Origin of the sequence: Streptomyces sp. 11x1, assembly GCF_032598905.1 — a bacterium.
Lineage (GTDB): Bacteria > Actinomycetota > Actinomycetes > Streptomycetales > Streptomycetaceae > Streptomyces.
The window spans coordinates 447,145-469,597 of record NZ_CP122458.1 but is presented as its reverse complement, the minus strand read 5'-3'; the positions used below and the strand labels follow the sequence as shown (position 1 = coordinate 469,597).

Annotated in this window: 26 protein-coding genes and 2 pseudogenes; 10 read left to right on the top strand and 18 right to left on the bottom strand. The window is 70.3% G+C overall.

What is annotated here, in order from left to right; genetic code table 11:
* Positions 1-177 precede the first annotated feature (177 nt).
* Positions 178-858 (bottom strand): class I SAM-dependent methyltransferase, encoded by a 681-nt coding sequence (locus P8T65_RS02385; RefSeq protein WP_316723745.1) that lies wholly within the window; start codon positions 856-858, stop codon positions 178-180.
* A gap of 14 nt (positions 859-872) precedes the next feature.
* Entirely contained in the window at positions 873-1,073 is a 201-nt protein-coding gene (locus P8T65_RS02380) for a hypothetical protein (RefSeq protein WP_316723744.1), read from the bottom strand.
* A gap of 89 nt (positions 1,074-1,162) precedes the next feature.
* On the opposite strand from P8T65_RS02380, the gene P8T65_RS02375 reads away from it, so the two are divergent.
* Both P8T65_RS02375 and P8T65_RS02370 read left to right on the top strand, forming a co-directional pair.
* A complete protein-coding gene (locus tag P8T65_RS02375) occupies positions 1,163-1,324 on the top strand; it encodes a hypothetical protein (protein WP_316723743.1) in 162 nt (53 codons plus the stop codon).
* 291 nt (positions 1,325-1,615) lie between these two features.
* Positions 1,616-1,810 (top strand): annotated as a pseudogene (locus tag P8T65_RS02370) (GNAT family N-acetyltransferase); the annotation flags it as partial.
* On the opposite strand, the gene P8T65_RS02365 reads toward P8T65_RS02370, so the two are convergent.
* On the bottom strand, positions 1,768-1,935 hold the full coding sequence (locus tag P8T65_RS02365) for a hypothetical protein (RefSeq protein WP_316723742.1): 168 nt from the start codon (positions 1,933-1,935) through the stop codon (positions 1,768-1,770). The pseudogene P8T65_RS02370 and the gene P8T65_RS02365 overlap by 43 nt on opposite strands.
* A 297-nt stretch (positions 1,936-2,232) precedes the next feature.
* Here P8T65_RS02365 and P8T65_RS02360 point away from each other — a divergent pair, with 297 nt between their 5' ends.
* Positions 2,233-3,705, top strand: coding sequence for an RICIN domain-containing protein (locus P8T65_RS02360; protein ID WP_316723741.1), 1,473 nt, complete (start codon positions 2,233-2,235; stop codon positions 3,703-3,705).
* 192 nt (positions 3,706-3,897) lie between these two features.
* A complete protein-coding gene (locus P8T65_RS02355) occupies positions 3,898-4,560 on the top strand; it encodes a class I SAM-dependent methyltransferase (RefSeq protein ID WP_316723740.1) in 663 nt (220 codons plus the stop codon).
* A gap of 70 nt (positions 4,561-4,630) precedes the next feature.
* On the opposite strand, the gene P8T65_RS02350 is transcribed toward P8T65_RS02355, so the two are convergent.
* The 11 genes from P8T65_RS02350 to P8T65_RS02300 form a co-directional block, all read right to left on the bottom strand.
* Positions 4,631-4,864, bottom strand: a complete 234-nt coding sequence (locus P8T65_RS02350; RefSeq protein WP_399098187.1) for a hypothetical protein — start codon at positions 4,862-4,864, stop codon at positions 4,631-4,633.
* A gap of 33 nt (positions 4,865-4,897) precedes the next feature.
* Complete coding sequence (locus P8T65_RS02345) at positions 4,898-5,947, bottom strand: sugar kinase (RefSeq protein ID WP_316723739.1); 1,050 nt, start codon at positions 5,945-5,947, stop codon at positions 4,898-4,900.
* Positions 5,944-6,573, bottom strand: coding sequence for a bifunctional 4-hydroxy-2-oxoglutarate aldolase/2-dehydro-3-deoxy-phosphogluconate aldolase (gene eda, locus P8T65_RS02340; RefSeq protein WP_316723738.1), 630 nt, complete (start codon positions 6,571-6,573; stop codon positions 5,944-5,946). Before eda ends, P8T65_RS02345 begins: the two co-directional genes overlap by 4 nt.
* A complete protein-coding gene (locus P8T65_RS02335) occupies positions 6,570-7,331 on the bottom strand; it encodes an SDR family NAD(P)-dependent oxidoreductase (protein ID WP_316723737.1) in 762 nt (253 codons plus the stop codon). Before P8T65_RS02335 ends, eda begins: the two co-directional genes overlap by 4 nt.
* Positions 7,328-8,401 carry an alcohol dehydrogenase catalytic domain-containing protein gene (locus tag P8T65_RS02330; protein ID WP_316723736.1) on the bottom strand — a complete coding sequence of 358 codons (1,074 nt, stop codon included), beginning with the start codon at positions 8,399-8,401 and terminating at the stop codon, positions 7,328-7,330. Before P8T65_RS02330 ends, P8T65_RS02335 begins: the two co-directional genes overlap by 4 nt.
* The gene (locus tag P8T65_RS02325) at positions 8,398-8,835 is read right to left on the bottom strand and encodes an RbsD/FucU domain-containing protein (protein ID WP_316723735.1); all 438 of its coding nucleotides are present in this window, start codon (positions 8,833-8,835) and stop codon (positions 8,398-8,400) included. Before P8T65_RS02325 ends, P8T65_RS02330 begins: the two co-directional genes overlap by 4 nt.
* Positions 8,826-9,728, bottom strand: a complete 903-nt coding sequence (locus tag P8T65_RS02320) for an amidohydrolase family protein (protein ID WP_316723734.1) — start codon at positions 9,726-9,728, stop codon at positions 8,826-8,828. Before P8T65_RS02320 ends, P8T65_RS02325 begins: the two co-directional genes overlap by 10 nt.
* On the bottom strand, positions 9,721-11,046 hold the full coding sequence (locus tag P8T65_RS02315; RefSeq protein WP_316723733.1) for an L-fuconate dehydratase: 1,326 nt from the start codon (positions 11,044-11,046) through the stop codon (positions 9,721-9,723). Before P8T65_RS02315 ends, P8T65_RS02320 begins: the two co-directional genes overlap by 8 nt.
* A gap of 108 nt (positions 11,047-11,154) precedes the next feature.
* Complete coding sequence (locus P8T65_RS02310) at positions 11,155-12,198, bottom strand: ABC transporter permease (RefSeq protein WP_316723732.1); 1,044 nt, start codon at positions 12,196-12,198, stop codon at positions 11,155-11,157.
* Positions 12,191-13,756, bottom strand: a complete 1,566-nt coding sequence (locus P8T65_RS02305; RefSeq protein WP_316723731.1) for a sugar ABC transporter ATP-binding protein — start codon at positions 13,754-13,756, stop codon at positions 12,191-12,193. Before P8T65_RS02305 ends, P8T65_RS02310 begins: the two co-directional genes overlap by 8 nt.
* Positions 13,757-13,802: 46 nt before the next feature.
* Entirely contained in the window at positions 13,803-14,864 is a 1,062-nt protein-coding gene (locus P8T65_RS02300) for a sugar ABC transporter substrate-binding protein (protein WP_316723730.1), read from the bottom strand.
* A gap of 209 nt (positions 14,865-15,073) precedes the next feature.
* On the opposite strand from P8T65_RS02300, the gene P8T65_RS02295 reads away from it, so the two are divergent.
* The 3 genes and pseudogenes from P8T65_RS02295 to P8T65_RS02285 all read left to right on the top strand — a co-directional run bounded on the left by P8T65_RS02295 (position 15,074) and on the right by P8T65_RS02285 (position 17,613).
* Positions 15,074-15,337 carry a hypothetical protein gene (locus P8T65_RS02295; RefSeq protein ID WP_399098182.1) on the top strand — a complete coding sequence of 88 codons (264 nt, stop codon included), beginning with the start codon at positions 15,074-15,076 and terminating at the stop codon, positions 15,335-15,337.
* Positions 15,338-15,640: 303 nt separating this feature from the next.
* Positions 15,641-16,034 (top strand): annotated as a pseudogene (locus P8T65_RS02290) (GNAT family N-acetyltransferase).
* A 541-nt stretch (positions 16,035-16,575) separates the two neighbouring features.
* On the top strand, positions 16,576-17,613 hold the full coding sequence (locus tag P8T65_RS02285; protein WP_399098180.1) for a LacI family DNA-binding transcriptional regulator: 1,038 nt from the start codon (positions 16,576-16,578) through the stop codon (positions 17,611-17,613).
* 15 nt (positions 17,614-17,628) lie between these two features.
* Here P8T65_RS02285 and P8T65_RS02280 read toward each other — a convergent pair whose 3' ends face one another.
* Entirely contained in the window at positions 17,629-17,817 is a 189-nt protein-coding gene (locus tag P8T65_RS02280) for a hypothetical protein (protein ID WP_316723728.1), read from the bottom strand.
* A 244-nt stretch (positions 17,818-18,061) separates the two neighbouring features.
* Here P8T65_RS02280 and P8T65_RS02275 point away from each other — a divergent pair, with 244 nt between their 5' ends.
* Complete coding sequence (locus tag P8T65_RS02275) at positions 18,062-18,442, top strand: hypothetical protein (RefSeq protein WP_316723727.1); 381 nt, start codon at positions 18,062-18,064, stop codon at positions 18,440-18,442.
* Positions 18,443-19,020: 578 nt separating this feature from the next.
* On the top strand, positions 19,021-19,665 hold the full coding sequence (locus P8T65_RS02270) for a dihydrofolate reductase family protein (protein WP_316723726.1): 645 nt from the start codon (positions 19,021-19,023) through the stop codon (positions 19,663-19,665).
* A 385-nt stretch (positions 19,666-20,050) separates the two neighbouring features.
* Here P8T65_RS02270 and P8T65_RS02265 read toward each other — a convergent pair whose 3' ends face one another.
* From P8T65_RS02265 to P8T65_RS02255, 3 genes are all read right to left on the bottom strand, one after another.
* Entirely contained in the window at positions 20,051-21,100 is a 1,050-nt protein-coding gene (locus P8T65_RS02265; protein WP_316723725.1) for a PP2C family protein-serine/threonine phosphatase, read from the bottom strand.
* A gap of 237 nt (positions 21,101-21,337) precedes the next feature.
* Positions 21,338-21,721 carry a fic family toxin-antitoxin system, toxin component gene (locus P8T65_RS02260; protein WP_316723724.1) on the bottom strand — a complete coding sequence of 128 codons (384 nt, stop codon included), beginning with the start codon at positions 21,719-21,721 and terminating at the stop codon, positions 21,338-21,340.
* Entirely contained in the window at positions 21,718-22,014 is a 297-nt protein-coding gene (locus tag P8T65_RS02255) for a DUF1778 domain-containing protein (RefSeq protein ID WP_316723723.1), read from the bottom strand. Before P8T65_RS02255 ends, P8T65_RS02260 begins: the two co-directional genes overlap by 4 nt.
* Positions 22,015-22,147: 133 nt before the next feature.
* Here P8T65_RS02255 and P8T65_RS47150 point away from each other — a divergent pair, with 133 nt between their 5' ends.
* Positions 22,148-22,417 carry a hypothetical protein gene (locus P8T65_RS47150; protein WP_399098176.1) on the top strand — a complete coding sequence of 90 codons (270 nt, stop codon included), beginning with the start codon at positions 22,148-22,150 and terminating at the stop codon, positions 22,415-22,417.
* Positions 22,418-22,453: the final 36 nt, after the last annotated feature.

The following is a 22,453-nucleotide window of genomic DNA, read 5'->3' as shown; positions in this document are numbered from 1 at the left end:
GCGGGGCGACACCTTCCCGCACTACTGGAGCACGCTGACCGCCGTGCCCCTACTCAGGCTTTTCAAGGGCGCCGGTTTGTGGGCCTGGAAGAGAAGGCCGGGGCGCCCGAACACAAACGGCGCGATTGAACACGGCGATCACGGTGCTGCCAAGCCCTCGCTCGGGACGTCGGTGTGTCAGCGCAGGCGGCGTACGCGCAGTACGAGGTCGTCCGTGTGGTGCGCGCCGGCGCCGCCGTCAGGTGCCAGGCGGGGCCGCTGCTCGTCGACCTCCACTTCCCAGTCGTCGTCGAGGAGTTCGGTGACCATCGAGGGCCAGACGTAGTCGGCCGGATCGAAGCCGTTCTCGTGCGCCCGGCGGGTCTCCATGCCGGCGTGGTGGACGAGGAGCAGTACACCCCCGGGCGCCACGGCGGCGAGCAGGGCTCGCTCGGCCGCGGCATCGGGGGTGCGCAGGAGGGCCGGGTACTGTGCCGAGACGAGGTCGAAGGAGGCCGGCGGGAGTGCGGCCCGGGTGAGCTCGGCGTGTACCCAGTCAATGGTGAGGCCGGCGTCACGAGCGTGTCCGGCCGCGCGTTCCAGTGCCACGCCCGAGACTTCGAGCCCGGTGACGTCCCAGCCGCGGCGGGCGAGCCAGACGGCGTCGGCGCCCTCGCCGCAGCCGACGTCCAGGACGCGTCCGGGTGTGAGTGAGGCCGTCTCGGTCACGAGCGCGCCGTTGGGCTGCCCGCTCCACAGTTGCCGCCGGTCGGCGTAGCGGTTGTCCCACTCCGCTCGTACGGCCGGATCGCCGGTGTATTCGCCGGTGGGCGACGGGGCGTCGAACAGAGCTGGTCCTGCTGCGGTGTTGTCGGTCATGTGCCTACGGTCGCTCAATGCTTCGCCGACCGACAACCGCTGTTGCCGGTTCGGCAAAAGGGGTCGACGAGTACGGCGAGAAGGCGAGGACGTCCGTGGCCATGTCCGTGGCCCTGGTGGCTGTCGCCGGTGGTCAGGACGGGCTGGCTGAGGGAGCCGCTGGGCAGGACCGGGTTGTTGGTGGTGACGTCGTGGCGCAGGAGGCCGACATCCATGCAGCCGGTGCGCGACAGCCGGCGTTTCGAGCCGGAGGCCGACCCGTACGCGCCTCCGTACGCCGCGGTACTCCGCCGACCCCGGCGCCGTGCAGGCCTTCTGGGCCGAGGTGGGCGAGGCCCTCCGCTCCGGTACCCCGCCGCAGACGCCGTCCCCGGTCGGCCAGGGTGTTCCGCTGCCCGCGGCTCGGCTGCGCACCCTGCTCGCCGACACGCCCCGCAAGCTCACCGCGGACCGCGGACCGGCCTGACGTCCGACATCGGCATCGGCTGCCACGCGAAAGCCGGTCCTGTCCTCCGGCTGCCCGGATGCGGGTATTGGCGATTTTCAGCCGTGGACTGTTGCTGTGGCCGGTTTAGGTGCATGGTGTGGGTGCGGGAGCCGAGCCACCCCCGGGTGAGGTTCCCTCTGCCGGGTCCTGCCGTCGTTGACGGCAGGACCCGCCGCACCTCCCGGCTCCCCACGGGAGGTCTGCGGTTGCCCGCGCTCTGGTCCGGTGGCTCCCTGGCGCGGGCACAAACGCTCGAAGGTACTTCCATGACGCCACCGCACGGCTCGTCTGCGGCGGGCTGAGCTCGGTGTGGAGGAGAGCAACCCCCGGGCTCGCGTGCTGTACGAAAGGCTGGGTTACGTCGCGTACGACCGCCGGCCGGACTCGTGGATCGAGCAAGCCCCTGACGGCTCGTTGCGCCGCTACGAGACGACCTGCACGCTGATGCGGAAGGAACTCACGTAGGTCGCGGCGTCGGCGGCGGAACGGCGCCCGGCCGCCGTCGCGGGTCCTTCCACGGACGGCGGTACCTCGGTCCACCTGCGAGAGGCGATCCGTTCCGCTTCGTCCCGACGCCCCTTGTTGGACATCTGCCCGGTGTGACAGGCTGGTTCAACTGAGAACGATCCGTAACCGGGCCTATCGGATTGGACGGGTCGTGGCGTTGCCCCCTACCCCCACAAGGCGGTCGCGCGGTACCGCCGAGGCGGTCACCCATCACCGCAACACCCCCTCTTCGCACGGCCACGCCAGGTCCGCGCTGCCGCTGTACCCGCACCGCCTCGGATGAGGTTGCCCAGTGCGCCCTGGGAGAAGGAAAGCCCCCTGTGCCATTCGCTCATCCGCTTCCCCCCAACTCGGCCCCCGACCCCGAGTCCGCTCCAGGGATGTCCGACGACGCGGTCATCGCCGCGCTGAGAATGTCCCGGACCATCGAGGGCACCACTCCCGTCGCGGCGTTGATCGCACGACATGGGCCGGCGGTCTCCGACTACGCTGAGATCTGCGCCTTCGGTTCCCCCGCGCTCTCGCGGGCGATCGCCTCCGCCGCGTTCCGCCAGGTGGTACGGGAACTCCAGAAGGCCGGGTCCACCAGCGCCCTGCGCCCTCGCCTTCTCGTCACCGTGCGGGAGGCCGCACGTGCGCGCTCGCAGACGGGCCCCGTCCCAGGGGTGTCGTACGACCAGGCCGGGACCACCGACAGCGACAGGTCACCCCATCCGGTCGCCGAGAACCGGCTCCTGAGCCATACCGCCTTTTTCCGGCTGCCGAGGACCACGCAGTACGTCCTGTGGCACATGGAAGTGGAGGCGGAACCGTCGGCCGTCCCTGCGGCTCTGCTCGGTATCGAAGGGGATCTGCCGCCCTCCGAGTTGGACCGAGCGCGGGAGCAATGGAGATCGGCGCTGCTGCGCACGCATGTCGAGAACTCGGCCGGGAGAGAGTGCCGGGACTACAGCCGCCTCCTCGACGCACCCTCCCGCAGTGCCGGTTCCAGCAATGCCGGTTCCACGCTGCCCGAGGTGCAGATGCACCTGGACCAGTGTGCTTACTGCCGACACACAGCCGAGCAGCTGAGGCTCTGTGCCCGTGAACCGGGCGTGCTCCTGGCGGAAGCGCTCCTCGGCGAAAGCGCACACCCCTACCTGACCGCGTGCCGGGCACGCCCTGCGCGGACAGCGCCCGTCGCCACGGCCGCCGCCGGAACCGACACCTCTCCCTCGGACAACGGGCGCACGACACCGAGGGGGTCGACGAGGAAGAGAAGACCTTGTGCCGGCCGCAGAGGCACGAAGCTCGTCGTCGCCGGGATCGCCGTCGGCTCGGCCGCTGTCGGGGCAGTCCTCATCGTGACCGGAACCTCGTCCGACGAAGCCGCACCAGCCCCGGGGGAGCAACTTCCCACGGCTACGCCGTCCTCCTCGGCCCCCGCGGCCTCCACCGGCCTCCCCGTCTCCCCGGAGAGCGGCAGACTGCGCAACGTCGGCGCCGACCTGTGCATGGACGTACCCGGATCGCCGCCCGAGCGGGGCGCGGAGGCCACTCTGTCCCCCTGCTCGACCTCCAGTACACAGCGGTGGACCTATCTCGAGAACGGGCTCCTGCGCAACCTCGCCGAACCGGATCTGTGCCTCGACGCCGGAGGGGACGACGAGGTGCTGGACCTTGAGCTCTGCGACTCCTCGGGAGACGTCTCGTTCGGGCTCCGCTTCGAGCTGAGTCCCGAAGGGCAACTCTTCACACGGGACAAGGGAGACCTCGTGATCGCCCCGGCCTCGCCCGAGGCCGGCACCATTCTGGTGCCGAGCCCTCGGAACGGGGAGGCGGAGCAGCGCTGGCTGGTCGAGCCGCTCTCCTGAGCGACCACGCCTCCCACCAAGGCACGCGCGCTCGCTGAACGTCATTTCGGCGGTGATCATCAGCATCGCTGACGTTCGTAACCAGGCGTCCTTGAAGGTGATGACCAGGCTGGGGATGCTGCACGCATCGGGCGCGGCTGGGGCTCGATATTCGAGTGAACGTACGGGATGTGTGTGCGTAGGGTGACGGGCGTGGACCCAGCTGACTTCTACACCGGCATCGTCGCAGAGATCTATGGACCGTTGAAGTCCTTCTCCCAGGACCCGGAGCCCTATGCGGCATTCGTTGAGCAGGCCGGCGGGCCGGCGTTGGAGTTGGGGTGCGGGGATGGTGATCCCTTGCTGGAACTCCGGCGGCGTGGTCTGGAGGTCGAGGGCGTCGACTCCTCCGGGGACATGCTGGAGCGGCTCCGCGACCGGGCGGGTGAGCAGGGCGTGTCCGTGACCGTGTTTCATCAGCGGATGGAGGCCCTGGAGTTGCCTCGCCGCTACCGGGCGATCTTCCTGGCCGGGCCGACGTTCACCTTGCTGCCCGACGACGCGACCGCGTTGGCCGCTCTGCGCCGTATCCGCGCCCACCTCACCGACGACGGCAGCGCGCTGGTGCCCCTGTTCATTCCCGGACCGACCCCCGCCGAACAGATCGGCCACGTGCGCACGGCCACCTCGGCGGACGGCGCCGAACTTCGGGTGTCCGTCGTCGCGGAGGAACGTGACGAGCGGGCCCGGACACAGACGGCGCAGCTGCGCTACGAACGTCACCACGGCTCCGAGAGCAGCGTGGTGGAGCGCCCGTGGGTCTTGCACTGGTACCCCGAGATGTGTTCGAACAGCTGGCCGCAGCTGCCGGCCTGACCGTGACCGCGGTCATCGACCAGCAGGGCGAGCCCGCACCCGCGGAAGCCACCAACGTGCACCTCCGACTTCAGCCCGACGCTTGAGAGCGGGGGCGGGGGTGAAGAGCGAGTGGTAGCTCCGGGGTGGTGCTGGGTAGGTGGGGGGTGGGGTGGGGAGCCGTGTCGAAACACCGGATGCCGGCGTCGACCGCGGCGGCCGCGTCGGAGGCTGGGGTGACCCGGTAGAGGTTGCCGATGACCGAGGCAACGAAGCCGAGTTCGGTGAGTTCCACGGGCGTGTGGTGGATCTTCCGGCGCTGCAATAGGTTCTCCTCGGGATGTCGATCGGCGTGCGGTCAGCGTCTGACGTGGGCGGAGCCGCCGGCCATGAGGGCCTCGACCTCGGCCAGGGAGGCCATGGACACATCGCCGGGGGTGGTCATGGTGAGTGCGCCGTGGGCGGTGCCGTAGGCGAGGGCACGCTCCAGGTCGGCGCCGGACAGCAGGCCGTGGATCAGCCCGGCGGCGAACGCGTCGCCGGAGCCGATACGGTCCAGGACGTGCAGTCCCGGCATACTCGGCCCCGTGACGAAGCCGCTCTCCTTCGACCAGGCTGCCGAGGACCAGTCGTTCACGCCGGCCGACGGCACGTCGCGCAGGGTCGTCGCCAGCACCCTCGCCCCCGATACCCGGCCCGCCACCTCGGACAGCGCGTCCGCGACCTCGTCGGCCTCGACCCGCACCGCACCGGGGTGCTTCCCGGCCAGGCCCAGAGCCCCCACCACGACGTCGGCGTACGGGGCGAGCCGCAGGTCGACCTCGCGCGCCCGGTCGGGGCCGCCCCGGCCGGCCCAGAGACTGGGGCGGTAGTTGGGGTCGTAGGAGACGGTGACGCCGTGCCGGCGGGCAGCGGCCATCGCCTCCTCCGCCACCTCCGCCGTGGTGTCCGAGAGGCCGGCGAAGACACCCCCGGTGTGGAACCAGCGCACGCCCGGGGTGAAGACCGCGTCCCAGTCGACGGCGCCGGGCCGCAGTTGGGAGATCGCGGTGTGGGCGCGGTCGCTCACCCCCACCGCTCCTCGGATGCCGAAACCCCGCTCGACGAAGTTCAGCCCGTTGCGGGCGGTGCGGCCGATCCCATCGTCCGGCACCCAGCGGATCAGCGAGGAGTCGACTCCACCCTGGAGGACGAGATCCTCGGTGAGGCGTCCCACCGCGTTGTCCACCAGAACCGTCACCACGGCTGTGCGCAGGCCGAAGCAGCGGCGCAGACCGCGTACGACGTTGTACTCGCCGCCGCCCTCCCACACCTGGAACGTGCGGGCGGTGCGGATCCGGCCCTCACCCGGGTCGAAGCGGAGCATCACCTCGCCCAGGGCCACCACGTCCGGCGCGAGCCCGCTCATGCCGCGCTCCCGACCACGGCCTCGGCCGTCAACCGCCGGATCTCAGCGTAGTCGCCACGCTCCAGGTGGCCGGCGGTGGCCATCCAGGTACCGCCGACCGCGACGACCGCGGGGTGGGAGAAATAGCCGGACAGCTGGGCCGCGCGGATGCCGCCGGTCGGCACGAACCGCGCCTGCGGGAAGGGCGCTGCCAGGGCGCGGAGCATCGACGTACCTCCCAGTGGCTCGGCGGGGAACAGCTTCACGGTGTCGACTCCGGCCCGCAGCGCGCGCATCAGCTCGGTGGCGGTGGCGATGCCCGGCACGACCGGCACCTCCAACTCGCTGCATTTCTCCAGGACTTCGTCCTCCAGGCCAGGTGACACGACGAAGCGGGCTCCGGCCTCGACGGCTCGCTCCGCCTGCTCGGCACTGAGGACGGTGCCGGCTCCGACGGTCAGTTCACCGTGGGCCGCCATCACTTTCACGACCTGCACGGCGTCCGGGGTGCGGAAGGTGACCTCGGCGCACCGCGCCCCGCCCGCCGCCAGGGCGTCGGCGAGCGGGGCGGCCGTCGCGGCCGTCGGGACGGTCAGCACGGGCAGGATGCGGGCGTCGCCGAGCACGGAGGACAGATCGGCGGTCATCGGCCCAGCCATCCGCCGTCGACGGGCAGCACGGTGCCGTGGACGTAGGCGGCGGCGTCCGAGGCGAGGAACACGGTGGCCCCTGCCAGGTCGTCGGCCGTGCCCCAGAGTCCGGCCGGGACGCGGTCGAGGATGGCCCGGCTGCGGGCGGGGTCGTCGCGCAACGCCTGGGTGTTGTCGGTGGCGATGTAGCCGGGGGCGATGGCGTTGACGTTGACGCCGTGCGGGGCCCACTCGTTGGCCAGTGCTTTGGTCAGGCCGGCGATGCCGTGCTTGGCGGCGGTGTAGCCGGGCACGGTGATCCCGCCCTGGAAGCTGAGCAGGGACGCCGTGAAGATGATGCTTCCCCGATTCCGGGCCACCATGGCGGCTCCCACGGCCCTCGTCAGCGCGAACTGCGCGGTGAGGTTGACCTGAAGAACCAACTCCCAGTCCGCGTCGGTGTGTTGGTCTGCCGGAGCTCTGCGGATGGTGCCGGCGTTGTTGATGAGGATGTCCACGGGGCGTTCGCGTCCGGCGAGGTCGGCGCCGAGGGCGCGGACGGCTTCGGGGTCGGCGAAGTCGGTGCGGATGGCCTCGAAGGTGCGTCCGGCGGCGGTGACGTCCTTCTCCACCGCGCTGCCGGACTCCTCCAGCGAGGCGCTCACCCCGATGACGTCCGCACCGGCCTCGGCGAGGGCGCGGGCCATGGCCCGGCCGATGCCTCGGCGGGCGCCGGTGACGACGGCGAGCCTGCCAGTGAGGTCGAAGGCGTTCATACGGTGGTCCCCTGCGCGTCGTCGGTGTTCTCGGTGCGGTCCACGAGGTTCTGCGTGCAGTCCACGAGGATCTTCATCACGTCTCCGCCGCCCTCCAGGGCCTCGAACGCGGCGGGTGCCTGGGTGAGGGGGACGACCTTGCTGATCAGTCGCTCGGCCGGGATCGTGCCGTCGGCGACCAGGGTGACCGCCTTCTCGAAGTCGGCGCGGTCGTACAACCGGGCGCCGACGAGGGTGAGTTCGCGCCAGAAGAAGCGGTGCAGATCGATCTCGCGGGGGCGGGGGTGGATGGCGACGAGACACAACCGGCCGCGCACGCCGAGGACTTCGACTGCCGTGTCCACGCCGCCCGCCGCGCCGGAGACCTCGAAGGCGACGTCCGCGCCCGCGTCCCCGGTCCACTTGCGGACCAGCGTCGGTATCTCGCCCTCGGCCGGGTCCCAGACCGTCAGCCCCAACTCCTCGGCGAGCCGCCGCCGGTGGGCGCTCGGCTCCACGACACGGACCTCGGCGCCCGTCGCCCCGGCGACCAGCGCGATCAGGACGCCGACGGGCCCGCCGCCGACCACCACGACCTTCTCGCCCGCGCTGACCTTCGCCCGGCCCACGTCGTGCACGGCGACCGCCGTCGGTTCGACGAGTGCGGCACGGTCCAGGGGGAGCGCTTCGGGCAGCCGGACGAGGGTGGAGGCCGGCACGGTCCAGCGCTGTTGCATCGCGCCGGGAGAGTCGATGCCGATGAAGTCCAGGTGCTGGCACACGTGCCGGTGGCCGGCGCGGCAGGCGGGGCAGGTGCCGTCCCAGCGCAGCGGCATCACGGTCACCGCGTCACCGGGGCGCCAGCCCTCCACGCCCGGCCCGATCCGGACGACACGTCCGGACATCTCGTGCCCGAGGACGGCGGGTGTACGCACCCGGGCGTCCATGTCGCCGTGGAAGATGTGCAGGTCGGTGCCGCAGATGCCGACGTAGGCGGGGGCCAGCTCGACCTCGCCGGGGCCCGGTGGCGCGTCGAGCGCGGGGGCGGTGTCGAGGGTGCGGGCGGCGGTGTAGCGGACGGCGAGTGTCATCGTGTTCGCAGGGTCCCTTCAGCGCGGACGCCGATGGTCAGCAGCAGGTTGGCGTAGGTGCGGATGTCGGCGGTGACGATCGCCAGCGCCAGGTCGGGGGAGCGGGCGGTGTCGTAGAACTCGAAGCGGCCGAGGGGCTGGACCGGGGCCGGTGCGAGCAGAGAGCGGTACTCGGTGACGGCCGGCGGTTCCGGTTCGTCCTCCGGTGGCACCATCACCTGGGCCGACTCGACGGGCACGGCGCGCAGCAGGACCTGAAGCACGGTGGTGACGTCGAGCAGACCGGGGGCCAGGTTGAGGTGGACGGTCCGGGCGCGCTCGCCGACGGCGGTGCTCGCGGGGTAGTGGCCGTCGGCGAGCAGCACGCGGGCGCCATGGCCGGCTCCGGCCAGGGACCGGAGGATCTCGGGGTGCAGAAGGTCGGTCAGAAGCACGCCGGCGTCCTTTCGACAGGGGGGAGGCGGTAGAAGTCGAGGGCGGTCCCGGCGAGGATCGCGTCGGTCTCGTCCGCCGAGCAGCCGGTGAGGAGTTCCTCGACGGTGGCGGCCCACCGGTTCCAGCCGCCGGCGAGGACGCAGACCGGCCAGTCGGAGCCGAACATGAGCCGGTACGGGCCGAAGGCCGAGAGCAGCACGTCCCACACCGGGCGGATGTCGGCGAGGGTCCACTGCTCGTGGTCGGCCTCGGTGATCAGGCCCGACAGCTTGCAGCGCACCTGCGGGTGCCCGGCGAGTCGGCGTACGTCCCGCTCCCAGCCGGCCAGATCCCCGTCGGCGATCGGGGGTTTGCCCGCGTGGTCGAGAACCAGGGGCAGTTCGGGCAGGCGTTCAGCCAGGCCGACCGCCTGGGGGACCTGGTGGTCGCGGATCAGCACGTCGTAGCCCAGGCCGCGTTCCCCGATCGTCCTCAGTGCCCGTTCCACGGCCGGTCGTCGCAGCCACCGCGGGTCCTGTTCGTCCTGGACGAGGTGCCGTACGGCGCGCAGGTACGAGCCTCCCGGGCCGGTACACAGTTCGTCGAGGACGTCGCCGATGGCGGGGCCGGTCAGGTCGACCCAGCCGACGACCGCGCCGATCAGCGGGTCCTCGTCGGCGAGGGCGAGCAGGTCGCGTGTCTCGGACGAGGACGGCACGCACTGGACCACCACGGAGCTCGCCAACTGTCGGCCGGCGATCGGCCGGGTCGCGGCCGATCGCAGGTCGTCGGTGTCGAAGGAGCGACGGATGGGCTCGTGACCGGGCACGTCCAGCCACGGCTGCGGCCGGTCGTCCAGGTTCCACACGTGGTGGTGGGCGTCGACGAGCCCCGGGTGCGAGGTGTCAGACACGGGCCGCCCAGACGGGGCCGTCGGGGTAGGCGTACTCCTTGAGGGAGTCGGGGTGCATCTGGGCGCTCAGGCCCGGCAGGGTGGGGGCGAGATAGTGGCCGTCGGCGACACGTACGGGGTCGACGAAGTGCTCGTGCAGGTGGTCGACGTACTCGATGACCCGGTCCTCGGTGGTGCCGGAGACGGCCACGTAGTCGAACATCGACAGGTGCTGCACCATCTCGCACAGGCCGACCCCGCCGGCGTGCGGGCAGACCGGGACGCCGAACTTAGCGGCGAGCAGCAGGATCGCGAGGTTCTCGTTGACGCCGCCGACGCGGGCGGAGTCGATCTGCACGATGTCGACTGCGCCCGCCTGGAGCAGTTGCTTGAAGACGACCCGGTTGGCGATGTGCTCGCCGGTGGCGACCTTGATGGGCTCGACAGCCCTGCGGACGGCGGCGTGGCCGAGGATGTCGTCGGGGGAGGTGGGCTCCTCGATCCAGTACGGGTCGTAGGGGGCCAGTGCCCGCATCCAGTCGATGGCGGGCTGGACGTCCCATCTCTGGTTGGCGTCGACGGCGATGCGGATGGAGTCGCCGACCGTCTCGCGGGCGGTGCGCATCCGCCGTACGTCGTCCTCCAGGGAGGCTCCCACCTTCAGCTTGATCTGGGTGAAGCCGTCGGCGACCGCCTCCCGGGCGAGGCGGGCCAGCTTCTCGTCGGAGTAGCCGAGCCAGCCGGGGGTGGTCGTGTAGGCCGGGTAGCCGCGCTCCAGCAAGTGGTCGATACGCTCCTGCCGGCCCGGTTCCGCGCGCTGGAGGATCTCCAGAGCCTGCTCGGGGGTGAGGGCGTCGCTGAGCCAGCGGAAGTCGACCTGCGCGACCAGTTCCTCGGGGGACATCTCGCCGAGGAAGCGCCACACGGGCTTGCCCGCGCGCTTGGCCGCGAGGTCCCAGGCGGCGTTGACGACCGCGCCGGTCGCCATGTGGATGGCGCCCTTCTCCGGTCCCAGCCAGCGCAGTTGGGGATCGTGGACCAGCGAGCGGGAGAACCCGCCGAGGTCACCGCAGACCTCGTCGACGGACAGGCCCACCACATGGGGGGCGAGGGCCGCGATGGCGGCGGCCTGGACGTCGTTGCCCCGGCCGGTGGTGAAGGCCAGGGCGTGGCCCTCCAGCCCGTCGCCGGCGTCGGTGCGCAGGACGACATAGGCGGCCGAGTAGTCGGGCTCGGGGTTCATCGCGTCCGAGCCGTCGAGGTGCTCGGACGTGGGGAAGCGTACGTCGAGGACGTCCAGAGCGGTGATACGGGCGGAGGGGGACTCGGGGGAGGACATGGCAACTCCTGTGCGAGCGGGGATGAACGGTCCCTGCGACGAGATGGGTGACGGCGGGGAGTCCGGCGGCCGTACGGGCGGTGTGCATCCCGCGACGGCCGCCCGGAGTCACTCCTGGACCTTGCCGCCCGTGATGCGCGAGATCATCAACGCGACGAGGATGATCAGGCCGTTGAGGGCGCCGATCCACTGGGCGGGGACGCCGGCCAGGGTGAGCACGTTCTGGATCATGAAGAGCAGCAGGATGCCGCTGAAGGCGCCGAACATGGTGCCTTTGCCGCCGTTGAGGCTGATGCCCCCGATGACGGCGGCGGCGAAGACGGTGAAGATATAGCCGTTGCCCTGGGCCGAGGCCACCGAGGCGAGCCGTCCTGACAGCAGCAGTCCGGCGAGTGCGGCGAGCAGGCTGCCGGTGACGATGACGATCCACAGCACCCGGTCGGTACGGATACCGGCTGCCTTCGCGGCGTCGACGTTGCCGCCGATGGCGTACAGCGAACGCCCGAAGCTGGTCCAGCCGAGGACCACGACGGCGACGGCGAACAGCACCAGAGAGAGCCAGATGGAGGCGGGCATCCCGAACCATTGGGCCGTGCCCAGGTAGAGCATCGACTCGGGCAGCTGGAAGAACGTCTGTCCACCCGAGATACCGGTCAGGACGCCCCGCAGCACGATCAGCATGCCGAGGGTGACGATGAAGCCGTTGAGGCCGAAGCGGATGATCAACAAGGCGTTGATCACGCCCACGAGCACGCCCACCGCGAGGGTGACCGGGATCGACCAGGCTCCCGGCAGGAGCCCGAGGCCGTGTCCGGCGCCCGTGGGGACCACCAGCCAGGCCGCGACGCCGGGTGCCAGGCCCATCGTGGACTCCAGCGACAGGTCCATCTTCTTGACGATCAGGACCATCGTCTGCGCCAGGACCAGCAGGGCGATCTCGGACATGGTCTGCAGGACGTTGACGAGGTTGTCCGCCTGCAGGAAGACCGGGTTGACGATCTGGCCCACGATCGCGATGACGACGATGGCGGGGACCAGGGCGAGGTCGCGCATCCGGGCCAGCGGGATCCGGCCGCCGAACAGGCCGGTCCGCGCGGGTCGCGGCTTGCCGGCCTTGGGGGCGGGCGCGTCCGCGAGGACGGTGTCAGGCATCGAGGTCCACTCCTTCCATCGCGGCGACGAGGTCGTGGTCGTGCCAGCCGCGGGCCATCTCCGAGGTGACACGGCCCTGGAACATCACCAGGATCCGGTCGCACATGCGCAGGTCGTCGAGTTCGTCGGAGGCGATGAGCACTCCGGTCCCGGTGTCCGCGGTCTCCTCGACCTTGCCGAGGAGGAACTCCTTGGAGCGCACGTCGACGCCCGCGGTCGGGTTGATCAGGACCAGCAGCTTGGGGTCGTCGGCCAGGGCGCGGGCCATGACGACCTTCTGCTGGTTGCCGCCGGACAGGGCGGAGACGGGCAGCTCGGGGCCGGGCGTCTTGATCGCGAGCTTCTCGATCAGGCCCTTGGCGAGCGCGTCCCGTCGGCCACGGTCGAGGAAGCCGTTGTCGCCGAGCCGGTGGGGGACGGAGAGCGTGGCGTTGTCCGCGATCGACATGTCGGGGACGAAGCCCTGGTGGTGCCGGTCCTGGGGGACGAATCCCGCGCCCGCGGCGAGCGCGGCGGGGACACTGCCCGGCCGGGTGGGCGTTCCGGCGATCTCGACCCGGCCGCCGTCGGCGGCCCGCAGCCCCACGACGGTCTCGGCGACCTCGGTACGGCCGCTGCCGGCCGCCCCCGCGAGCCCGACGATCTCTCCGGCGCCCACCCGGAAGGTGACGCCGGAGTAGGTGTCGCCGTTCAAGCCGTTGACGCTCAGGGCCGCGGTCGCGTCGCCGTCCAGGGTGCCGGTTCGTTCCTGGCGCCGGTCGGCCGCCGCCTCGCCGGTCATGGCGGCGACGAGGTCGGTACGGGGGAGCTCCGCGACCGGGGCGGTCACGATGTGCCGGGCGTCCCGGAACACCGTCACCATGTCGCAGATCTCGTACACCTCCTGGAGGTGGTGACTGATGAACAGGAAGGTGACGCCCTGGCGTTGCAGGTCGCGGATCCGGTCGAAGAGCCGATTGATCGCCGCGCCGTCGAGCTGGGCCGTCGGCTCGTCGAGGATGATGAACCTGGCGCCGAACGACAGCGCGCGGGCGATCTCGACGAACTGCCGCTGCTCCACACCGAGATCGCCGGCCGGTGTCTGCGGATCGACGTCCACCGACCACGCCGACAGCAGTTCCTGGGCCCGGCCGCGCACACCCTGCCAGCTGATCAACGGGTGCCGTCCGTGGTCGTGCCGGTTCAGGAAGAGGTTCTCCGCGACGGTCAGCGTGGGGATGATCGTCGACTTCTGGTAGACGCAGGCCACGCGGCGCCGCCAGGCGTCGCGGTCGCTGAGCCGGGGAGCCGCCTCGCCGCCGAAGGTCACGGTCCCCTCGTCGGCGGCCTGGAGTCCGGTCAGGATGGAGACCAGGGTCGACTTGCCGGCGCCGTTGCGGCCGACGAGCGCGTGGGTCTCGCCGGGCCTGATGGTGATCCGGGCGCCGTTCAGGGCCACCGTCGGACCGAATCGTTTGACTATGCCCGTCGCCTCGACGACGGCCGGGCCAGCCGGGGCCCGTCCGTCGTGCGCCGGGACGGACGCGGGGGTGACTGCTGCTCGCTCCCCGTCGCTCATCTCAACCACCTTGTGTCCATGGGATGTCAGGCTGCCTGTCGAAGCGTCAGCCGCGGTTGTTGCCCCACAGGGAGGTGCTGTCGCTCTGCACACTGGGCACACCGCCGTAGGTGCCGCCGTCGGCGGTGACGAGCGGGGCGGAGAGCTGGTCCTCCAGCAGTCCGTCGCGGACCTTGATGATGGTGCTGTCGTGGTCGGTCTTGCCGGGCGCGAACGTCTTCCCGTCGATCGCGGCCTTGAGGTAGTACAGGGCGTACTTGGCGTACTGGTCGGCCGGCTGCGAGACGGTGGCGTCGATCTTCCCCTCGGCTATGGACTTGAGCTCCTCGGGGATGCCGTCGTTGGAGACGACGAAGACGTGCTTGTTGTCCTTCGGTCCGACCAACAGGCCTTTCTGCTTGAGGACCTGGAGGGTGCCGGACAGGGCGAAGCTGGACTGCATGTAGACGCCCTTGATGTCCGGGTGCTGGGTCAGACGCGTCTGGAGCTTCTGCGCGGCGACCGCGCCGTCCCAGTTGGTGGCCTCACCGAACACGGTGACATCCGGGTAGTTCTTCTTCATGCACTCGTTGAACGCCTCGGTGCGGTCACGGCCGTTGATGGAGTCCAGGCCGCCCTGCAGCATGACGACCTTGCCCTTGCCGCCGAGCTTGGTACCGAGGTACTGACACGCCTTCTCGCCGTACGCGCGGTTGTCGGCCCGCACGACCATGTACACCTTGCCGGTGTCGGGACGGGTGTCCACGGTGACGACCGGGATCTTCTTGGCCTCCAGCTGCGTCAGGGTCGGCGCGACGGCGGCCGTGTCCTGCGGGGCCATCGCCACGCCCTTGACGCCCTGGCTGATGAACGTCTGCGCGTTCGCGGTCAGCTTGGCGACGTCGTTCTGCGAGTTGGTGGTCTTCAGGGAGAGGCCCAGCTCCTTGGCGGCCTCCGGCGTGTACTTGATGTACGAGTTCCAGAAGTCGGTGTCGGAACGCGGGTAGTCGACGCCGACCAGCGGCTTGCCGCTCGTCGTGGACGTGGTCTGCGCGTCCCCACCACAGGCGGTGAGCAACGCCAGTGCGGACAGGGCGGCAACGGCTGAGCAGACGGCTCTGAGTCTCATCGGGTGTTCCTCGCGCTGAGCGGATGGATGACGTTGCGCGTTTCGCCGTGCGGCGAGAGATGGGATGTTTGTAAGTGACGATGAGGGGGCGTGTCTAGTGGTCGGGAGGTGGTATTTGCGAAACCCCACTTCAGCGGGCACTGATCGCTCATCTCTCGCCATTCCTGGCAGCCGACCCATCCCATCAATGCCTGCCGGTGGTGGTACCCATGAGGGCCGTAGGTGTCGCCTGCGCGGCACCGAGCACCTACACACCAACTGGGGCTCGGTCGACCAGCACCCGGCGGCCCCGAGTGGTACAAGGACGCCACCGCATCGCCACGTACGGCAGCCCGTCCGCGTGGCCGTACCGCAACTTCATCAACGGGCAGGACGGCCTGGCCGAGGAGCACACGGAGTTCGCGCCCAAGCTGAAGTCGGCCGGTGGGAACTTCGCCCCCGACGAGTGGGCCAGGCGTCCCGAGAGGCTGTAGATCACCAGGCGCCGGGCTGCGGGGCTGCGGCGAGGCATGGGGGACTCCGCACGCCTCCCACTGGCGTCGAAGTCGAAGAAGATCCCGGCCCTTGCGGGCGCCTCACCCGCGGCCAGGCACGCCTCCCAGCGGTTCTTCGCACGGTGAGCAACGGCGCGACGGCCTCGCGCTACCGACGTCGCCGCCCAGTAAATGGGAGGTGAACGGGAGGGCGACCTGGTCACCGCCGGGCAGGGGCCCACGTTTCCCCTGCCCCAGTTCGAGTTCGAGTCTGCCGCCCTGAGCGGACTCTACGATCGACAAATGGCGATCGAGTACGAGTGGCGCGGCGAATTCGACAACACCGCCCTCGACGCACTGCATGCCGAGGGCTTCGGACACCCGGTCGCTCACACCGACTGGCGAGAACGACTTGAGCGCCACAGCCTCGGCTGGGTCTGCGCCTGGGAAGACGGCTCGCTGATCGGATTCGTCAACGTGGCCTGGGACGGCGGGGTTCACGCCTTCCCTGGACACGGTGGTCGCCCCGCACCGCGGGCGGAGAGGTGTGGGCGGTGCGCTGGTCGCCGCGGCTGCGCGTGAGGCTCGTATCGCGAAGTGCGAGTGGTTGCACGTCGACTTCGAGGAGCACCTTCGTGCCTTCTACGTCGACGCCTGCGGCTTCAAGGAGACGGCGGCCGGACTGATCGCCCTGTGACACGGTGGGCCCAACTCTGACCCAGTGCGCACCGGGTCAGTCCACCGCGCTGTGCGCATACTTCGGGGCCCGACCGGCGCACTTCCTTTCAACTGCGGCCCTCCCCACCGGTAGCGGCACAGCCCAGCGGGCGCGATGGCGAGCGGAGGAGCGGAGACCCGCCGCTGCTCGGCCTCTGCCGTCGCACTCGCAACCGGCGCCACCACGGCAGGGGATCATCCGGCTGCACAGGTGCGTCCGGCAGCGCCGAGAAGACACCTGCCTCCGCGTGCCAGCCGCGGAACACGCTTCGGAACACCTGGTGCGGCTCGTGCGGTAGAGGCCCCCTCGAAGAAGCCACGGTGCTACCCCTCTCTACTCCGTTACCGTTAACGTTACCGTTAACGGGATTCTGGCGCAGGGGAGCGGAATCCGTCAACGCCTGCCCCCGGACGGCTCGCTATCCGCCCGGGGTCCAGTGGTGCGCGGCAGTCCGGCGATGGCGCGGCGTGTCGGCGGACCTGATTGACTTGGACGCAGGGCGGCACAGGAACTGAAGTGAGTGGGCGGCGTGGCCGGACAGCGGGAAACGGAAGACCAGCGGGCGCGGGGCACGAGAGCGGGCAAGCGTGTGACGCTTCGCGACGTCGCTCAGGCGGCGGGCGTGTCCCATCAGACCGTCTCCCGGGCGATCAACGGCAAGGGGGAGATCGACCCGGCTACTCAGCAACGCGTGCTCGATGTCGCGAGGCAGTTGCGATACCGGCCCAGCCGGTTCGGCCGAGGGCTGGTCCGCCCCGACGTCGTGTCCGTCGGGCTCATCGTCCCCGACGTGGTCAACCCCTTCTTCCCGGAGTTCGTGGCAGGAGTGATCGCGGCCGCCGACGAACGCGACTGGCAGGTGCTCGTGGCCAGCACCGAGAACGACCGGTCCCGGGAGCTGTCCCTGGTCCGCTCACTGGGCCAACAGGTCGACGCTCTTGTCGGCTACATCAGCCATTCCGATGCGCAACTCGAGCCGTACATCGGCACCGTGCCGCTGGTCGTGGTCGATCGCGGGCTCGACTCGTCGGACCACGCGTTGGTCCACATCGACACGGCGGCCGGAATCCGGGCCGGGATGCGGCACCTCATCGACCTCGGGCACCGCAGGATCGGCATGATCGACTGCGAGTGCTTGACCGCGCCCCTGGTCCGGCGCCGCACCTTCCTCGAAGTCGCCGACGAACATGCGCTGCCCGTCGACGAGGGCTGGATCGTGATGGGGGAGCAGTCCCCGGCGGGGGGAGCTGCCGCGTTCGAGGCGCTGCACGCCGCGCGGCCGGACCTCACCGCCGTGGTCGCCTTCAACGACCTGGTGGCGATAGGCGCGCTCCGGGCCGCCCGCCGGCTCGGCGTCCAGGTGCCGGACGACTGCGCATTGGTCGGCTACGACGGGCTGAGCGTCGTCGATCTGGTCGACCCGCCCCTGACCACCCTCCACCTCGACAAGCGAAAGCTGGGCGAACTGGCCATCCACCAGGTCGAGCGCCTCCTCGCGGGGGAACGGCCACCCCCGATCGTCCTGACGCCGAACTTGAACGTCCGCGGCACGACGTGAGCCACCCTGGACGCCCTACCAGTACGTGGACGGTCCCGTGACGACCCAGCCGGCGTCCGTGGGCCTGACCCAGAAGCCCAATGACACCTCGATGATCTGCGCGCGGCAGGTGGTCTCGACGTAGACGTGGCTGCCGGTGTCGCTCCAGTGGAAGTCCGCGAGATCCAGCTCGCCGAGCCACGACACATGCAGATCCGGATTCATTCCCAGATGCTGTTCGTCCTCGTCGTGAGCAGGGCTTCCGCTCGGCCCGTCTCCGTCGGCGCTCGCTTCGACCGACCCGGTCCACAGCGACTCGAGCAGGCCGAGTGTCGCCGGAACCGTCCCGCACCTGCTCACCGACCGGCGGGACGGCCTGCGGAGCGCTTCACGGGTCGAACTGGGGGACGACCCGCGGGGTGGCGTGCGGGACGGCCCGAGGGACGAACAGCGCGACGTGGTGCGTGTCGTGACGCGTGAGATTCCGCTGGACGTCAACGCCGAGGTCGTCCTGGCCGACGCACGGTTCTACCGGAGCATCCGGAACAGAGTCCGCTCGCGCTCTCCGATCGCGGCCAGTGGCGTGGCCCTGAGCGCCTGCCAGGACAACCAGCTCTCACAGGAGGTCAACGGCGCAGGCGTCTTCACCACCGCCCTGCACCGCATCTGGGCCGACAACGGCTTCACCGGCTCCTACGACGCCTTCCACCGCGCGATCGTCGCGCAGATGGGCCCGAACCAGACCCCCGGACTGGGCCTGTTCGGCAGGCACCCGGAAAGTCTGCTGGCCCGCACACCGTTCAACCCCGGCAACCGTGGGGCGTCCGCGACGAGGTCACCGCGGTGGTGATGAACACGAGGCGCCTGAGATGACCTAGGCCTGTCGTCACATTCCCGTCGTCGCCCGAAGGGCGGCCCCGCGGCGTCAGGTGCGTGCATGGCGTCGCGGGGCAGGCGGGAATGTGACGACAGGGCCTTAGGAGACCGCTGAAGATCTTGCTCTGGCCGCCCGACTCACCCTGGATTGCCGGTAAATGTCAATTTCCATCAAGTAGGGCAAGCCGGGCGCATTTTCAAGATCTTCAGGACGCTTCTAGGGCTCTCCGGGACGCGGCGCGACAGCTGGGGTGGGGACGACGCGGACGGGGAGGGAAGACGCAGGGGCCCGTTCGGCGACGATGCCGCCCAGGGCCCCTGCGGAGCGGACCGCACACTCGCCGACACCATCCGCGACCCGGCGACGCCGAACGTGTCCGCAGTTGAGTGTGTCCGTCGGCCGAACGGGGCCGTCTGCGCCCGCAGGACGACCCGCCGGCAGGGGCCCGTTCGGCAGGGGCCCGTTCGGCGACGCGTCCGCGCGGCGATGAGTTCGCCGGTCCCCACAGGTCTACCTTTTGACCGGGACGACCATCTCATCGGGAGCAAGCCATGGGCCTCATCCACATCGAACTGTTCGCGACTCTCGATCTCGTCGGGCAGGCGCCCGGCGGCCCCGACGAGGACCCGGCCGGGTTCCCGTTCGGCGGCTGGCAGGCACCGCTACTGGACGAGGTCGCCGGGGCGCAGATCGGCGCCGCGTACGAGGGCACGGACGCCCTTCTGCTCGGTCGGCGGACGTACGACATCTTCGCCGCGTACTGGCCGCACCAGAAGGGCGGCGAGGACGGCGAGATCGCCGACCTCTTCAACCGTGTCCCGAAGTACGTGGCCTCCCGTGGACGGCCCGACCTGTCGTGGGCCGGCTCCACGCAGCTCGGCCCGGATCTGGCCGCCGCGGTACGCGAGATCCGTAACCGGCACGAGCACGTGAAGGTCGTCGGGAGCCTGGACCTGGTGCAGAGTCTGCTGCGGGAGAAGCTCTTCGACCGTCTCGACCTCTGGGTGCACCCGATCGTGCTCGGAGTAGGCAAGAAGGTGTTCGACGGCGGTGAGGTGCCCACGAACCTCACGCTTCTCGAACCGCCGGCGGCCGGTCCCAAGGGCACCGTGTACCTGCGCTACGGACTCGCCGAGGGCACACCTGCCACGGGGGACATGAGCGCACCTGATCGCGGCGTCGGGCGCGCCGACTGAGGCCAGGCGCCTGACCCGCGGACCGCTCGCAGCCGAGGGTGACAGACCCATCCGCCACCTTGGACGGTCCGTGGGGCCGGGAGATCGGACTGCGTGACCCTGACGGCAGCCGGCTGTGGATCGGCACGCCGCCGCACTGACCGTCGCCGGCAGCACGCGGTAGCACAGCCCCGGCGACATCAAGAGCCTGTTCGCAACGCTGGAGAAGAACGGATGGCCGAAGCCGCTGACGGTCGTCAACTGACCCATTGACCGTCGGGGGTCCGGTCCGGTCCGGTCCGGTCCGGAGCGGAGCGGACGCGGAACCCGTCCACCGACGGTCCGGCCCGGCGACCCCAGGGCACCCGCGTGCCTCGCGGCCCCGCGAGCGTGAGGGACCGTGAGATCAGGGGATGTCGCTCACGTCGAGAGGGCCGGGCTTCGGGTATCGCACGGAGAGGGCCGCGATGTCGTCGTCGAGTCTTCCGTCGCTGAAGCGGAGCAGGTCCTCGTGGAGTCGGTCGAGCAGTTGATGGGGTGGGACCGGCTTCTGCTGTCGCATCCAGTGATGCAGGGGGAAGAACTCGCCGTCGTGATCCCGGGTCTCCGTCACACCGTCGGTGTAGAGCAGGAGTTGGTCGCCCGGGGTGAAGGGCACGGTGTCGGCGTGGTAGTTGTCCTTGACGAGTGCCGCGAGGTTGAGAGGCGGCGAGGGCTCGCTGGGCTCCAGGACGTACGTCTCGCCTCGATGCACGAGCAGCGGCGGTGGGTGCCCGCAGTTGAGGAGTTTGACGTGGCTGCCGTCGCGTGGGATCTCCGCGAGCAGAGCGGTGGCGAAGCGCTCCGGGAGGTCCGGGGAGGGGTGGGCGGCGCTGTGGCGGCCGATACTGGTCTCCAGGCGCCGGATGACGCCCGTCAGGTCGGGTTCGTCGTGTGCGGCCTCTCGGAAGCAGCTGATCAGAGCGGAGGCGGCTCCCACCGCGGACAGGCCTTTGCCGCGCACGTCTCCCAGGAGGAGGCGGACGCCGTGAGGTGTTTCGGCCGCCTCGTAGAAGTCGCCGCCGATCCGGGCCTGGGCCTGCGCCGCGACGTACAGCGATTCGATCTCGATGCCTCCGAGGCGGCTCGGCAACGGTCTCAGCAGCACTTGCTGGGCGGCGTCGGCGACGAGCCGGATCTGGAGCAGGGCCTCCTCCCGCCGGATGCGGACGTGGCTGGCGTAGGCGGCGGCCAGGGTGACGGCGGCGATCGCGGCCGTCGTGTAGGGAGTCCCCAGGTCGGTGTAGAACAAATTCAGGCCGAGCATGATCAGCGCGCAGGACGCGCCCAGGAGAATCGTGGGGAGAACGGTCCACATCGAGGCGGCCAGAGCGGGCGCGGCGGGCAGGAGGCGGCTGACGGCGATGTCCCTCGGCGTCGCGAACGCCAGCGCGGCGATGAGGACGGTGAGGATCACCGGTGACAGCCGGACAGCGTCCCATCGGTCACCGCGTGGGCGACGGTGTCGCTGTCGCCTCAAAGTAGGCACGAATGAATCGTAACTACAACAAAGCGGTCATCAAGTCAGGTGAAACGCATACTCACGTCGGCACCGTGTCCCCGGCGTCGCGAGGGGCCTCCGGGAGAGCCGTGCCCGCCGAAATCGCCCGCAAGGACTCGTTCGGACGATCACGCACCGTAATGACAGCGAGGGTCAAGTGATGCGCCAGTCGCGCAGCTGCCGGGCGATCCGGGCTACGCCGAGTGTTCCGGCGGCCGCGTCGCGTACGAGGGCGACGGCCGCCTTGGGCGGGTAGTCGAGTTCGCGGGAGTTGAGCGTCAGATAAGCCTCGGCCGCGTGCCAGGCGAAGGCTTCGTTGGAGTGTTCGAGGGACGGCAGCTTCGCCAGGGTCTGCAGCAGCGCGGCGGCCTTGAGATACAGGGATCCGTAAATGTCCCGCTCCAGCGCCCGCGCGTTGACCCGGGCGACCGCGGCGTAGAGCGGCCCGAAGTCGTCGACCTGCGGATCACCGCCGAGAAGCTCGGCGGCGTGCAGCAGGAAAGTGACGTCGAGCGCGACAGGTTCCGATTGGGTCACGCTACGTGACCCCGCTCCTGCTGATCGAGCTCCTGCTGCGCCTGCCGCTCGGCTGCCCGTTGCTCGGCACCGGGATCCATGGTGCTGCGCTCGGCCGCGAAAGCCGCGCCGCTACGGGCCATGGAGGCGCTGAAGCCTTCCAGGAACCGGCGCTCCACGGCGGTCGCACGGTCGTAGGCCGCCGAAAGGATGAACTCCTGCATGCTGACCCCGGCCTGCTTCGCGGCTGCCGCGATGGCGGACCGCTGCTCCGGGTCGGGGAAGCGGAGGCTCATCGCTTTGGGGTCGGACATGGTATCTACGGTACCTGCGATACCGTCTGGCCGTCCAAGATCACCGGCACCGGCACCGATACCCGCACCGACGGACCGCCGCCAATCGCGAGGGGTGGACCGCGATGTCAGCGCCGCACCGTAGGGTTTCGGCATGTCAACACAGCCAGTCATATCGCTGGAAACCCCGATTTACAGTCGCCTTGTCGCCGAGAGGGGCGACATCCCCGCCCGGGCGCGCGACGAAGCCGACCGTGTGCACCGCATGTTGGAACCGCACTTTCCCGAGAGGGTCGTTCCCGAGCGCCCGCAGAGTCAGGGACAACAGGGCTCCTACTTCGGCACCGCGCCCTTGTCCCCGAGAGGCCTGCCGTCTCCCGACAACAGGGGCGGCGCCCCCGACTGGCAGGCGCCCAGTCCCTGATCGGCTCCGCAGTAGCTGTCACACCGTCATGCCGCT

Coding starts and splice junctions, on each gene's coding strand:
- P8T65_RS02385 (WP_316723745.1), bottom strand. CDS start 858: ATGACCGACAACACCGCAGCAGGACCAGCTCTGTTCGACGCCCCGTCG.
- P8T65_RS02380 (WP_316723744.1), bottom strand. CDS start 1,073: ATGGATGTCGGCCTCCTGCGCCACGACGTCACCACCAACAACCCGGTC.
- P8T65_RS02365 (WP_316723742.1), bottom strand. CDS start 1,935: ATGTCCAACAAGGGGCGTCGGGACGAAGCGGAACGGATCGCCTCTCGC.
- P8T65_RS02360 (WP_316723741.1), top strand. CDS start 2,233: ATGTCCGACGACGCGGTCATCGCCGCGCTGAGAATGTCCCGGACCATC.
- P8T65_RS02345 (WP_316723739.1), bottom strand. CDS start 5,947: ATGAGCGGGCTCGCGCCGGACGTGGTGGCCCTGGGCGAGGTGATGCTC.
- eda (WP_316723738.1), bottom strand. CDS start 6,573: ATGACCGCCGATCTGTCCTCCGTGCTCGGCGACGCCCGCATCCTGCCC.
- P8T65_RS02335 (WP_316723737.1), bottom strand. CDS start 7,331: ATGAACGCCTTCGACCTCACTGGCAGGCTCGCCGTCGTCACCGGCGCC.
- P8T65_RS02330 (WP_316723736.1), bottom strand. CDS start 8,401: ATGACACTCGCCGTCCGCTACACCGCCGCCCGCACCCTCGACACCGCC.
- P8T65_RS02315 (WP_316723733.1), bottom strand. CDS start 11,046: ATGTCCTCCCCCGAGTCCCCCTCCGCCCGTATCACCGCTCTGGACGTC.
- P8T65_RS02310 (WP_316723732.1), bottom strand. CDS start 12,198: ATGCCTGACACCGTCCTCGCGGACGCGCCCGCCCCCAAGGCCGGCAAG.
- P8T65_RS02305 (WP_316723731.1), bottom strand. CDS start 13,756: ATGAGCGACGGGGAGCGAGCAGCAGTCACCCCCGCGTCCGTCCCGGCG.
- P8T65_RS02300 (WP_316723730.1), bottom strand. CDS start 14,864: ATGAGACTCAGAGCCGTCTGCTCAGCCGTTGCCGCCCTGTCCGCACTG.
- P8T65_RS02295 (WP_399098182.1), top strand. CDS start 15,074: ATGAGGGCCGTAGGTGTCGCCTGCGCGGCACCGAGCACCTACACACCA.
- P8T65_RS02280 (WP_316723728.1), bottom strand. CDS start 17,817: ATGAATCCGGATCTGCATGTGTCGTGGCTCGGCGAGCTGGATCTCGCG.
- P8T65_RS02270 (WP_316723726.1), top strand. CDS start 19,021: ATGGGCCTCATCCACATCGAACTGTTCGCGACTCTCGATCTCGTCGGG.
- P8T65_RS02255 (WP_316723723.1), bottom strand. CDS start 22,014: ATGTCCGACCCCAAAGCGATGAGCCTCCGCTTCCCCGACCCGGAGCAG.
- P8T65_RS47150 (WP_399098176.1), top strand. CDS start 22,148: ATGTCAACACAGCCAGTCATATCGCTGGAAACCCCGATTTACAGTCGC.